At 61.3% G+C, this 12,446-nt stretch carries 9 protein-coding genes; 5 read left to right on the top strand and 4 right to left on the bottom strand.

All coding sequences use genetic code 11. The features are described 5' to 3' along the window. The first annotated feature begins 148 nt into the window (after positions 1-148). Positions 149-2,578 (top strand): TonB-dependent siderophore receptor, encoded by a 2,430-nt coding sequence (locus tag C7534_RS13845; protein ID WP_109786084.1) that lies wholly within the window; start codon positions 149-151, stop codon positions 2,576-2,578. A 144-nt stretch (positions 2,579-2,722) separates the two neighbouring features. On the opposite strand, the gene C7534_RS13840 is transcribed toward C7534_RS13845, so the two are convergent. After that, positions 2,723-3,598, bottom strand: coding sequence for an AraC family transcriptional regulator (locus tag C7534_RS13840; protein ID WP_109786083.1), 876 nt, complete (start codon positions 3,596-3,598; stop codon positions 2,723-2,725). 138 nt (positions 3,599-3,736) lie between these two features. On the opposite strand from C7534_RS13840, the gene C7534_RS13835 reads away from it, so the two are divergent. Next, positions 3,737-4,639, top strand: coding sequence for a DMT family transporter (locus C7534_RS13835; protein WP_046026751.1), 903 nt, complete (start codon positions 3,737-3,739; stop codon positions 4,637-4,639). A 40-nt stretch (positions 4,640-4,679) separates the two neighbouring features. On the opposite strand, the gene C7534_RS13830 is transcribed toward C7534_RS13835, so the two are convergent. From C7534_RS13830 to C7534_RS13820, 3 genes are all read right to left on the bottom strand, one after another. Continuing rightward, positions 4,680-5,654 (bottom strand): 2-hydroxyacid dehydrogenase, encoded by a 975-nt coding sequence (locus C7534_RS13830; RefSeq protein WP_109786082.1) that lies wholly within the window; start codon positions 5,652-5,654, stop codon positions 4,680-4,682. An 806-nt stretch (positions 5,655-6,460) separates the two neighbouring features. Continuing rightward, on the bottom strand, positions 6,461-6,838 hold the full coding sequence (locus tag C7534_RS13825) for a DUF6124 family protein (RefSeq protein WP_046026749.1): 378 nt from the start codon (positions 6,836-6,838) through the stop codon (positions 6,461-6,463). 324 nt (positions 6,839-7,162) lie between these two features. Then, positions 7,163-8,131: a LysR family transcriptional regulator gene (locus C7534_RS13820; RefSeq protein ID WP_046026746.1), complete on the bottom strand. Its 969-nt coding sequence runs from the start codon at positions 8,129-8,131 to the stop codon at positions 7,163-7,165. Positions 8,132-8,403: 272 nt separating this feature from the next. Between C7534_RS13820 and C7534_RS13815 the strand changes: the two genes are divergently transcribed. The 3 genes from C7534_RS13815 to C7534_RS13800 all read left to right on the top strand — a co-directional run bounded on the left by C7534_RS13815 (position 8,404) and on the right by C7534_RS13800 (position 12,437). Beyond that, complete coding sequence (locus C7534_RS13815) at positions 8,404-9,915, top strand: efflux transporter outer membrane subunit (RefSeq protein ID WP_109786081.1); 1,512 nt, start codon at positions 8,404-8,406, stop codon at positions 9,913-9,915. A gap of 139 nt (positions 9,916-10,054) precedes the next feature. Then, positions 10,055-12,247, top strand: coding sequence for an FUSC family protein (locus C7534_RS13805; RefSeq protein WP_109786080.1), 2,193 nt, complete (start codon positions 10,055-10,057; stop codon positions 12,245-12,247). After that, positions 12,237-12,437, top strand: a complete 201-nt coding sequence (locus tag C7534_RS13800) for a DUF1656 domain-containing protein (protein ID WP_077430850.1) — start codon at positions 12,237-12,239, stop codon at positions 12,435-12,437. The genes C7534_RS13805 and C7534_RS13800 overlap by 11 nt, the downstream gene beginning before the upstream one ends. Positions 12,438-12,446: the final 9 nt, after the last annotated feature.

Here is a 12,446-nt window from a genome sequence, read left to right as displayed (position 1 = left end):
CCGCGATGAGGACCGATCAGACACCGCATCTTTCAGAACAAAAATTATTTTCAACATTTTGATGAGGTAAAACCAAGCCCCATCCGTGTAGTGACTGAAACTGCGAGTCATTCGCATCCGTTGCGGTTCTACACAGGTCTATCGAGCAATGAAGTCCAGGGCAAAATCGGGTTGGGTCAAACAGTGGTTGGGTGCCTCGGCACTGAGTATGTCGGCGCTGGCGTTGCTGCCCTTGAGCATCGCCTCGGCCGCTGACACGGGCAGCACGCAACAGCGGGCGCCGTTCAACTTCGCCATTGCCGCCAAACCGCTGCCCCAGGCCCTGAGCGACTTCAGCCGGGTGACCGGCATCAGTGTGGTCTACACCGATGAAGCGCCCTACGGCGTCACCGCCCCGGCGATCAACGGCCCGTTGAGCGCCGAACAAGCCCTGCAGCGTTTGCTCAGCGGTTCGGGACTGACCTTCCGCCGTACCGACCCCAACACCCTGATCCTTGAGCCGGTGCCGACGGCGGGCACCCTGAACCTGGGCGCCACCACCATCACCTCGGTGGCCGATCAATCCATGAGTTATCAGCCGCCGCCCACCAGTTCGGTGATGCGTTCTTCGGCCTTGCTCCAGGAAGTCCCGCAGACCGTCAATGTGGTCCCGGCCCAAGTCATTCGCGATCAGGTGCCGCGCAATCTGGATGACGCGCTGGCCAACGTCAGCGGCATCACCCAGGGCAACACACTGGCGAGCACCCAGGACTCGGTGATGACGCGTGGTTTCGGTGACAACCGCAACGGCTCGATCATGCGCGACGGCATGCCGATCGTGCAGGGGCGTGGCCTGAGTGAGAGTGTCGAACGCGTCGAAGTGCTCAAGGGGCCGGCGTCCTTGCTTTACGGCATCCAGGACCCGGGCGGCGTGGTCAACATGGTCAGCAAGAAGCCGGAACTGGAACAGTACAACGCCCTGACTCTGCGCGGTTCGACCTACGACGATGGCAAGAACGGCAGCGGTGGCACCCTCGACAGCACCGGCGCACTGGGCACATCGGGCCTCGCTTATCGCATGGTGCTGGACCATGAAGACGAAGATTACTGGCGCAATTTCGGCACCCACCGCGAGTCGATGATCGCGCCGTCGCTGGCCTGGTTCGGCGAAAGCACCACGCTGTTGTTCTCCTATGAACACCGTGAGTTTCTGACCCCGTTTGACCGTGGCACAGTCATCGATCCGAACACCAATCATCCGTTGGACATCTCGCGCAACCTGCGCCTCGACGAGCCGTTCAACAACATGGAAGGCCGTTCGGACCTGTACCACTTCGAGGCCGATCACGAGCTCAACGACAACTGGAAAGCTCACTTCGGCTACAGCTGGAACCGTGAAACCTACGACGCCAGCCAGGTGCGCGTGACCGCCATCGACACCGACAAAGGCACGTTGACCCGCAGCATGGACGGCACGCAAAACGCCATCAGCACCGACCGCTTCACCACCGTCGGCCTCGAAGGCAATGTCGAATGGTCCGGGATGAAACACGACCTGGTGTTCGGCCTCGATGACGAGTACCGCAAGATTTACCGCGAAGACCTGATCCGCCAGAAAAGCCGGAGCATCTTCAGCTACGTCGACCCGATCTACGGCCTTGAAGTGCCGGGCACCACCGTCAGTGCGGCCGACAGTAATCAAACCGATGAATTGCGCAGCAACTCGATCTTCCTTCAGGACTCGATCCACCTCACCGACCAATGGATTTTCGTCGCGGGCGGGCGCTTCCAGGAATACGACCAGTACGCCGGCAAAGGTGTGCCGTTCAAGGCCAACACGGACAACAACGGCCAGAAATGGGTGCCGCGTGCGGGCCTGGTGTACCGCTACACCGACGAACTGTCGTTCTACGGCAGCTACACCGAATCGTTCAAACCCAACTCCACCATCGCGCCGTTGAGCGGCAGCAGCACCGTGCTCGACGGCAGCATTGCGCCGGAAGAAGCCAAGTCCTGGGAGGTTGGGGCCAAGCTCGACATGCCGGGCCGCATCACGGCGGATATCGCGCTGTTCGACATCAAGAAACGCAACGTACTGGTGGCCAACGCCGAAGGCCCGGTGACGATTTACAGTGCTGCCGGCGAAGTGCGTTCCCGTGGCCTGGAAGTGGATCTGACCGGCCAGCTCACGGACCGTTGGAGCATGATCGGCAGCTATGCCTACATCGATGCTGAAGTCACCGAAGACCCGGATTACAAAGGCAAGCAACTGCAGAACGTCGCCAAGAATAGCGGCTCGCTGTCGGCGGTCTATGACTTCGGCACCATCGTCGGTGGCGATCAGTTGCGCGTCGGCGCGGGTGCGCGATATGTCGGCGAGCGGGCGGGTAACGCCGTCAACGACTTCGACCTGCCGGCCTACACCGTGGCCGATGCATTCGCCACGTACGACACCAAGGTCGAAGGGCAGAAGGTCAAGTTCCAGCTCAACGTGAAGAACATGTTCGACCGCACCTACTACACCTCGGCGGCGAGCCGGTTCTTTGTGTCGATGGGCGATTCGCGGCAGGTGTTGTTTTCCAGCACTTTGGAGTTCTGACCGAGACCGCGTCATCGTTCATCGCGGGCAAGCCCGGCTCCCACAGGAATAGTGTCGTTCACAGGAGTGCGCTTCGACACCTATTCCTGTAGGAGCCGGGCTTGCCCGCGATGGCGTCCTGAGAGGCAGCGACTGTCATGGGCCTTAGCGCAAAAACGCCTGGCGATAGTCCCCAGGTGTCCCACCCAATGCCTGCCGAAACCGATTGGTGAAATGACTGGCGCTGGCAAACCCGCAGGCCAATGCAATCTCCCCCAACGGCTGCGACGTCGAGCGCAGCAACTCCCTTGCCCGGCTCAGTCTTCGCGCCAACACATATTGATGCGGCGGCAAGCCGAAGCTTTCCCTGAACATCCGCGCAAAGTGGTATTCCGATAACGCGCACAGCGCGGCCAATTGCCCAAGGCTGATGGCCTCCGCCAACTGGTTGTCGATGAACTCCACCAACTGCCGCCGCTGATGCGCGGCCAGTCCACCCTTGAGCCGCAAGCCCTCACGCATTCCAACCTGCCCGAGCAACACGTGGCTGAGCATTTCGTGGGCCAGGCTGCTGGTCAGCACGCGTTCGCCGGGTTCGTTCCAGTTAAGGGTGAGCATCTGCCGAAAGCGTCGGGCTTGCGCCGGATCGTCGAGAAAAGTGCCTTCGCGCAATTGCAGTTCGCGCGGTTCACGGTCCAGCAGCGTGACGCAGCCGAGGGCGAATTGTTCGGGGCTGAAATACACGTGGGCCAGGCGAATGTCGCCGTTGATCACCCAACCGGATTGATGCTCGGCGGGCAGAATGCACAACTTGTCGGGGCCGCCCTTGGTGCCGGGTTGGTCGCGGCGAAACGTGCCGGTGCCGCCGGCGATGTAGCACGACAACGTGTGATGACTCGGCGCTTCGTAATCCTGCGCGTCGTGATGGTTGCTCCACAAGGCTGCAGCCATGCCGTCACCGAGCTCGGCGCTGTGCTCAAGGCGAGCATTGGGCGAGCGGTTGAGGGCTTGAAAGACTTGCAGTGTTTCCAGTGCGGGCATGATCGGTTCTCTCCAACGCCTTGCATCCTACTCCGTAGACGTTGGCCTGCCAGCCTCTGCGCCGACAAAAGCGCAAGTTTATGCAAGTGCGGGGCGAGCGGGCGCGGGACACTGAACCTCTATTGAGGAGTGTTTGCCATGAACCTGTCGTTGTACTTGCTGACCGTGCTGATCTGGGGCACCACCTGGATTGCCTTGAAATGGCAACTGGGCGTGGTGGCGATTCCGGTGTCGATCGTCTATCGCTTCGGCCTCGCGGCGCTGGTGCTGTTCGCGATGTTGCTGCTGAGTCGGCGTCTGCAAGTGATGAACCGGCGTGGGCATTTGATCTGTCTGGCGCAGGGGCTGTGCCTGTTCTGCGTCAACTTCATGTGCTTCCTGACGGCCAGCCAGTGGATTCCCAGTGGTTTGGTTGCCGTGGTGTTTTCCACCGCCACCCTGTGGAATGCGCTGAATGCGCGGGTGTTTTTCGGTCAAAAAATCGCTCGCAATGTGTTGATGGGCGGGGCACTGGGGTTGTTCGGGCTTGGCCTGTTGTTCTGGCCGGAACTGGCCGGGCATACCGCCAGCCCGGAAACGCTGCTCGGCCTGGGCCTGGCCTTGCTCGGGACCTTGTGCTTCTCGGCTGGCAACATGCTGTCGAGTTTGCAGCAGAAGGCCGGATTGAAACCGCTGACGACCAACGCCTGGGGTATGGCCTATGGTGCGGCGATGCTGTCGGTATGGTGCCTGGTCAAAGGCATTCCGTTCGACATGGAATGGAACGCGCGCTACATCGGTTCGCTGCTGTACCTGGTAATCCCGGGTTCGGTGATCGGTTTCACCGCTTACCTGACGCTGGTCGGGCGCATGGGCCCGGAGCGCGCGGCGTATTGCACCGTGTTGTTTCCGGTGGTGGCGCTGAATGTGTCGGCGTTTGCCGAAGGCTACCAATGGACCGCGCCGGCGCTGGTGGGGTTGGTGCTGGTGATGCTGGGCAACGTGCTGGTATTTCGTAAACCCAAGGCACCGATGCTGGGGGGAAGTGGAAAACTGGCTTGATCGTACGGGCAGACGTTTGGACACGTCTGCCCGTTTTTCGTCAGCCTTTCCAGACTTGCGGGTTGACCAGGTCTTGCGGCCGCTCGCCCAACAGCGCGCTGCGCAGGTTGGCCAGGGCGCGGTTGGCCATGGCTTCACGGGTTTCGTGGGTGGCCGAGCCGATGTGCGGCAATGTCACGGCGTTTTTCAGTTGGAACAACGGCGACTCGGCCAGCGGTTCTTTTTCGTAGACGTCCAGACCGGCGCCGCGAATGCGGTTGTTTTGCAGCGCTTCGATCAGGGCTGGTTCGTCCACGACCGGGCCGCGTGAGATGTTCACCAGGATGGCGCCGGGTTTCATCAGTGCCAGTTCGCGGTGGCTGATCAGGTGTTTGGTCTTTTCGCTGAGTGGCACCACCAGGCAAACGAAATCGGCTTCGGCCAGCAGTTGATCCAGCGTGCGGAACTGGGCGCCGAGTTGTTGTTCCAGGTCTGTCTTGCGGCTGTTGCCGCTGTAGAGAATCGGCATGTTGAACCCCAGGCGACCGCGACGGGCAATGGCCGCGCCGATGTTGCCCATGCCGACGATGCCTAGGGTTTTGCCGTGCACGTCGGTGCCGAACAGTGGTGCGCCGACGGTGGCTTGCCATTGGCCGGCCTTGGTCCAGGCGTCCAGTTCGGCGACGCGGCGGGCGCTGCTCATGAGCAGGGTGAAGGCGAGGTCGGCGGTGCTTTCGGTGAGGACGTCGGGGGTGTTGGTGAGCATGATCCCGCGTTCGTTGAAGTAGGCGAGGTCGTAGTTGTCGTAGCCGACTGAGACGCTGGAGACGACTTGGAGTTTGGCGGCGGTTTCGAGTTGTGCGCGACCGAGTTTGCGGCCGACGCCGATCAGGCCGTGGGCGTGGGGCAGGGCTTCGTTGAATTGGGCGTTGATGTCGCCGTTTTTCGGGTTTGGCACGATGACTTCGAAGTCTTGCTTGAGGTGTTCGACCATTTCGGGGGTGATGCGGCTGAAGGCGAGGACGGTCTTTTTCATGGGAGGTGGGCTCGTCGGGCTTGGTTTGGCTTGGAGAATGCCAAGCACGCTAACATTCTTTTTCGTGGTTGTGAGCTTTTGAACTTGGCGGCCTTTGGGCCGACCATGTTCTTGTGGGTTGTGTACATATCCGTTGCTGCGGTAACGGCCGCTTAGGGTTTCGCCCTTACGGCGACTCACTTTTTTTTCAAACGCCAAAAAAAAGTAAGCAAAAAAAGGCTCGCCCCGAGCGTCCGGCCCCTCGCTGGGGCTCGGCGTTCCTTCGCTCCGGTATCCCTCCGGGGACACTGCCCTCCGGTCGGCTTCGCTTCGACCTACATGCAGCGTGTTCGACTGCGTCGAACGGCGCTACGCGCCACTCCCCGGATGCACACCTCCACTCAGCCTCCCGAAGGGGCGGGTGGATCAAGATCAAGAGCTGTAGGCGAGCTAACGCTCGGCCTGATGAGTGGTGAGAAGCGGCCGGTGTACTCATTCCCTGTAGGAGCTTGGCTTGCCAGCGATGGCGGCCTGACAGCCAACCAGTCTCTTCCAGATGTCCCCATTCCCTGTAGGAGCTTGGCTTGCCAGCGATGGCGGCCTGACAGCCAACCAGTCTCTAACAGACGGCCCCGGTCCAATTGTAGGAGCGAGCCTGCTCGCGATGGCGGCCTGACAGCCAACCAATCTCTTCCAGATGTACCCATTCCCTGTAGGAGCTTGGCTTGCCAGCGATGGCGGACTCACATTCAACATTGAAGTCGACTGACACACCGTCATCGCGAGCAGGCTCACTCCTACAGGGAGGATTGGTTTCTGCCCGGAGATTAGCGGTGTGGCGTGGGTTTGGGGATTTCGAGGTTATCCATCATCCGGTTCGCTGCCAGTTCCGCCAGCATGACGATCTGCTGAATCGCCATCGCCGTGTTCCGATGCGGGCCTTCCAGATAGGCGGCAAAATCGCCGGCCATCACACTGGCCTGGGCCAACGATTCACAAGTGTGGGCCAGCAAGTCCTCGTCTTTGATATTGGGCGCAAGCACGAACATCGTGCTGGGCTTGCGAGTCGCGGGTGATTTGAGGGCAGCGGGGTTGAGGTAGTGATTCAGCGCGCGTTCGGCGGCTTCGTTGAGTTTTTTCGAATCGATGGATTCGTAGGGGGAAACGTCGTCGGTTTCCGGAGGATTCGGTGATTCTTTAATCATTGGCAAAGATCCTTGAAGTCGAGGAGCCGCCACTTTCCGTTTTCCAGACGATTGGGTGGCAGCTGTACGCGGACTGGAAAAACCGAGAAGGATCAAACCCGGCAGACCCGAAGGTCTCCCACGCACAGCCGCCATAACTTAAATCGCGGAGCTGAAAAAGCGCCGCATTATGTCATGTGCTGTGACCCTATCTTCGGGTTTTCCAGGCCCGATCGCTGAAAAGCCAGCGACGCCCAAAGCCTACCCATTTCCCGTCTGACCCAACAACCGACAGAACCCGTCGGAAACCTTCCCCAAATTCTCCGCGTCTGTAGGACCGTGAAATCAGTTCGCCACCCGGGCGCCAGCCAGGCTCCCGCTCAATTCATATGCCGCCAGTTCCGCCTGATGCGCCGCCAGAATCTCCGGCAACGACCCGCGCAAGTACTCGACCCACGTCTTGATCTTCGCATCCAGATACTGGCGCGACGGGTAGATTGCGTACAGGTTCAGCTCCTGCGACCGGTACTTGGGCATCACCCGCACCAGCGAGCCGTTGCGCAGCCCTTCAATCGCCGCGTACACCGGCAACACGCCAACGCCCATGCCGCTGGTGATTGCGGTCTTCATCGCATCCGCCGAGTTCACCAAAAACGGTGAGCTGTTGATGGTCACCATTTCCTGGCCATCCGGGCCGTCGAAGGCCCATTTCTCCAGCGGGATCACCGGGCTTACCAGGCGCAGGCACATGTGGTTGAGCAAGTCGCTGGGCTTTTGCGCGCAGCCGTTGGCTTTCACATAGGCCGGCGAGGCGCAGACGATGCTGTAGGTGATGCCCAGGCGCTGGGACACGAAACCCGAGTCCGGCAGTTCGCTGGCCAGCACGATGGACACGTCGTAGCCCTCGTCGAGCAGGTCCGGCACGCGGTTGGCCATGGTCAGGTCGAAGGTGACGTCCGGGTGGGTCTTGCGATAGCGGGCGATGGCGTCGATCACGAAGTGCTGACCGATGCCGGTCATGGTGTGCACCTTGAGCTGCCCGGCCGGCCGCGCATGGGCGTCGCTGGCCTCGGCTTCGGCTTCTTCGACGTAGGCCAGGATCTGCTCGCAGCGCAACAAGTAGCGCTTGCCGGCTTCGGTCAGGGCGATGCGGCGGGTGGTGCGGTTGAGCAGGCGGGTTTGCAGGTGGGCTTCCAGGTTGGAGACCGCGCGCGAGACGTTGGCCGTGGTGGTGTCCAGTTGCACGGCGGCGGCGGTGAAGCTGCCGGCCTCGGCCACGTAACTGAAGGCGCGCATGTTTTGCAAAGTGTCCATGGGGTGCTCTCGGGTTCGATGGCAAATTGTGACACGAAGTTTCAGGGGCTGAGACCCCGACAAAGGGATTATCGCGTTAACGGTAACAAAGATTCACAAGAATCCCAGCTTATCGCCAACCAGACCCACCCCTAGAATTGCGCCACTGTAGGAGCCGGGCTTGCCCGCGATGGCATCACCGCGGTCATCCAGACCCACCGCGGTGATGCCATCGCGGGCAAGCCCGGCTCCTACAGGAACTCGTACCTCCCCTCTTTCAGGAAATCGCAGCAGTGCCGCGTCGCATCAGCAGAGCGCTTCAGCCGCTCAGTGTTTTGGCTTTAACCCTGGCAATCAGTGGCTGCATCGGTACCGCAGGGATTGCCCCGCAGGGCAAGGCACTGGAGGCCGATTCATTGGCCACCGACGCAGCCATCCAGAGCGCCGCACAAGACGCGCACTGGCCCACCGCACAATGGTGGCAGGCCTATGGCGACCCGCAACTGAACCGCTGGATCGACCGCGCCGTGCAAGGCAGCCCGACCATGGCCATGGCCGCCGCACGGGTGCGCCAGGCCAAATCCATGGCCGGCATCGCCGAATCCGCCGAGTCGTTGCAGATCAATGGCGAATCCACCCTCAAGCGCCACAACTGGCCGACCGATCAGTTCTACGGGCCGGGTGAGCTGGCCAACACCACCACTTGGGATAACAACGCCGCCCTGGGTTTCAGCTATGCGCTGGACCTCTGGGGTCGCGAAAGCAATGCCACGGAACGCGCCGTGGACATGGCGCACATGAGCGCCGCCGAAGCGCGCCTGGCGCAGCTCGAATTGCAGAACAACATCGTGCGTGCCTACATCGAGCTGTCGTTGCATTACGTGCAGCGCGACATCGTCGAAGCGACCCTGAAACAGCAACAACAGATTCTCGACCTGGCGCAAAAGCGCCTGAACGGTGGCATCGGCACGCATTTCGAAGTCAGCCAGGCGCAAACGCCGCTGCCGGAAACCCATCGGCAGATTGATGCGCTGGACGAAGAAATCGCCCTCAGCCGCAACCAGCTCGCGGCATTGGCTGGCTTCGGTCCGGGGGAGGGTGCGCAATTGCAGCGGCCGACATTGTCGTTGGGCACGGCGCTGAAATTGCCGTCGGCGTTACCCGCGCAATTGCTCGGTCAACGCCCGGATGTGGTCGCCAGTCGCTGGCAAGTGGCCGCGCAAGCGCGGGGCATTGATGTCGCGCACGCCGGTTTTTATCCCAACGTCGATCTGGTTGGCAGCCTCGGCTACATGGCCACGGGCGGCGGGGCGCTGGAGTTTTTGACCGGCAAGAAACTCAACTACAGCGTCGGCCCGGCGATTTCGTTGCCGATTTTCGATGGCGGGCGTTTGCGTTCGGAGCTGGGTGAAGCCTCGGCCGGGTATGACATCGCCGTGGCCAAGTACAACCAGACACTGGTCAATGCACTGAAAAACATCTCTGACCAGTTGATCCGCCGTGAGTCCATGGACAAGCAGCAGGCCTTCGCCGCCGAGTCGGTGGCCACCGCGCAGAAGACCTATGACATCGCGATGATCGCCTACCAGCGCGGGCTCACCGATTACCTCAACGTGCTCAATGCCCAGACGCTGTTGTTCAAGCAGCAGCAAGTTCAGCAACAGGTTCAGGCGGCGCGGTTGAGTGCTCATGCAGAACTGGTGACGGCGCTCGGTGGAGGATTGGGGGCGGGCAATGATGTGCCAACCGCCGTACAAACCCAGGCACCAAAGACCCCGGCCCTGCTTCAGAGCCTCACAAATTGAACACGGACCCTGTGGGAGCGAGCTTGCTCGCGATGAGGCCGTGTCAGTCAATGCATGTGTCGCCTGACACTCCGCCATCGCGAGCAAGCTCGCTCCCACAGGTTCTGCGTCTTAATCGAATCTCACTGAGCAGGATTTCATGACGCCCTTGCCCGCACCCTTGCGCTGGCTGTATTCCCTTGAATGGCGCCGGGGTTTCTTTGACTGGGCGCGCAGTGATGGCGTGACCTGGGTCTACATTTTCAAGGTGCTGTTCGCCGCATTCCTGACGCTGTGGCTGGCGATGCGTCTGGAATTGCCGCAACCGCGCACGGCGATGATCACGGTGTTTATCGTGATGCAGCCGCAGAGCGGGCAGGTGTTTGCCAAGAGTTTTTACCGCTTTCTCGGCACGTTGACCGGGTCGGCGGTGATGGTCGCGCTGATTGCCTTGTTCGCGCAGAACACTGAGCTGTTCCTCGGCTCGCTGGCGATTTGGGTGGGTATTTGCTCGGCCGGCGCGGCGCGGTATCGCAACTTTCGCGCCTACGGTTTTGTCCTCGCCGGGTACACCGCCGCAATGGTCGGTTTGCCTGCCTTGGCACACCCGGACGGCGCCTTCATGGCGGCAGTCTGGCGAGTGTTGGAGATCTCCCTCGGCATTCTCTGCTCGACACTGGTCAGCGCCGCCATCCTGCCGCAAACCGCCAGCGCGGCGATGCGCAACGCTTTGTATCAGCGCTTCGGCGTGTTCGCCTTGTTCGTCACCGATGGCTTGCGCGGTCGCAGTCAACGGGAGGCTTTTGAGGCCAGCAACGTGCGCTTCATCGCCGAGGCGGTCGGGCTGGAAGGGCTGCGCAGCGTCACCGTGTTTGAAGACCCGCACATGCGTCGACGCAACGGTCGGCTCAATCGCTTGAACAGCGAGTTCATGGGCATCACCACCCGGTTCAATGCCTTGCATCAGTTGCTCGAACGCTTGCGCAGCAGTGGTGCCGACCCCGTGGTCGCGGCGATCAAACCGGGGTTGCAGGACTTGGCGGAAGTGCTCGACGGCTTCAGTGGCCGGGCCTTGACCCATGCAGACGCGGCCCGCCTGGTCGCCGAGTTGAGCGCTTACAAAGAGGGTTTGCCGGCCCGGGTGCGCAACTTGCGTGCGCACTTTCAGGAGACCCGGCCGAGCGACGCCGAGTTGCTGGATTTCCACACCGCGTACGAGTTGCTCTACCGCTTCGTCGATGACCTGCACAGTTATGCACAGACCCACGCCTCGCTGGCTGAACATAGCCATGAGCGGGAGCAATGGGATGAGCCGTTCACCCCGCAAACCAACTGGATGGCGTCCGCCGCTTCGGGGATTCGCGCGGCGTTCATTCTGGTGGTGCTCGGCAGTTACTGGGTGGCCACGGCCTGGCCGAGTGGCGCGACCATGACCCTGATAGCCGCCGCCACCGTGGGGCTTTCTGCGGCGACACCCAACCCCAAGCGCATGGCGTTTCAGATGGCGTGCGGGACGCTGCTCGGGGCGTTGATCGGCTTCGTCGAGATGTTTTTCATCTTCCCGTGGATCGACGGTTTCCCGTTGCTGTGCGTGATGCTCGCGCCGGTGATCGTGCTCGGTTCGTTCCTCACGTCGCGACCGCAATACGCCGGTGTCGGTCTCGGCTTGCTGATCTTCTTCAGCACCGGTTCAGTGCCGGACAACCTCACGGTCTACAACCCGTACACCTTCATCAACGATTACATCGCCATGGTGCTCGGCATGCTGGTGTGCGCGGCCGCCGGGGCAATCATTTTGCCGCCTAACAGCCGCTGGTTGTGGCGTCGGCTGGAGCAGGATTTGCGCGGGCAAGTGGTGTACGCCATCAGCGGCAAACTCAAGGGGCTGGCGTCGAGTTTTGAAAGCCGCACGCGGGACTTGCTGCACCAGGCTTACGGCCTCGCGGCGGGTCAGCCGCAAGTCCAAAGCGACTTGTTGCGCTGGATGTTCGTGGTGCTGGAGGTGGGGCACGCGATCATCGAATTGCGCAAGGAACAGGCGATTCTGCCGGTGCACCCGGCCTATGCCGAAACGCAGCCGTGGCGCCAGGCCATCCGGGTGATGGGCCGTTCGCTGGTGCGGCTGTTCTTGCAACCGAGCCAGAGCAATCTGGAGCGCAGCCTGATCGCGGTCGACCATGCGATCAGTCGCGTGCAAGCCACGGATGAGCCTTTCGCTCCGCACTTCGACACCTCGGCCCTACGCCGGGTGAAGAGTTACCTGCACTTCATTCGTACGTCGTTGCTGGACCCGCAGTCACCGCTCGCGGGCTTCACGAAAACCGAGCCCAAAGGACTTGAACATGCCTCGTGAGATCGCCTTCCACGGCGTGTACATGCCGACCATGACCCTGATGTTTTTCATCGCGGCGGCAATGGCCTGGGCGCTGGACCGATTCTTGTCCGGGTTCGATCTGTACCGCTTCTTCTGGCACCCGGCGCTGCTGCGCCTGAGCCTGTTTACCTGTCTGTTTGGCGCCCTGGCGCTGACTGTCTACCGTTGACTCTCTATC

It is taken from the genome of Pseudomonas sp. OV226 (assembly GCF_003148705.1).
GTDB lineage: Bacteria > Pseudomonadota > Gammaproteobacteria > Pseudomonadales > Pseudomonadaceae > Aquipseudomonas.
The sequence above is the reverse complement of the archived record's forward strand: the minus strand, read 5'-3'. Positions and strand labels throughout refer to the sequence as shown.

Excerpts from the sequence above, each read along its gene's own strand:
- C7534_RS13820 (WP_046026746.1), bottom strand. The coding sequence starts at position 8,131 with ATGGACACTTTGCAAAACATGCGCGCCTTCAGTTACGTGGCCGAGGCC.
- C7534_RS13845 (WP_109786084.1), top strand. The coding sequence starts at position 149 with ATGAAGTCCAGGGCAAAATCGGGTTGGGTCAAACAGTGGTTGGGTGCC.
- C7534_RS13825 (WP_046026749.1), bottom strand. The coding sequence starts at position 6,838 with ATGATTAAAGAATCACCGAATCCTCCGGAAACCGACGACGTTTCCCCC.
- C7534_RS13830 (WP_109786082.1), bottom strand. The coding sequence starts at position 5,654 with ATGAAAAAGACCGTCCTCGCCTTCAGCCGCATCACCCCCGAAATGGTC.
- C7534_RS13800 (WP_077430850.1), top strand. The coding sequence starts at position 12,237 with ATGCCTCGTGAGATCGCCTTCCACGGCGTGTACATGCCGACCATGACC.
- C7534_RS13840 (WP_109786083.1), bottom strand. The coding sequence starts at position 3,598 with ATGCCCGCACTGGAAACACTGCAAGTCTTTCAAGCCCTCAACCGCTCG.
- C7534_RS13835 (WP_046026751.1), top strand. The coding sequence starts at position 3,737 with ATGAACCTGTCGTTGTACTTGCTGACCGTGCTGATCTGGGGCACCACC.
- C7534_RS13805 (WP_109786080.1), top strand. The coding sequence starts at position 10,055 with ATGACGCCCTTGCCCGCACCCTTGCGCTGGCTGTATTCCCTTGAATGG.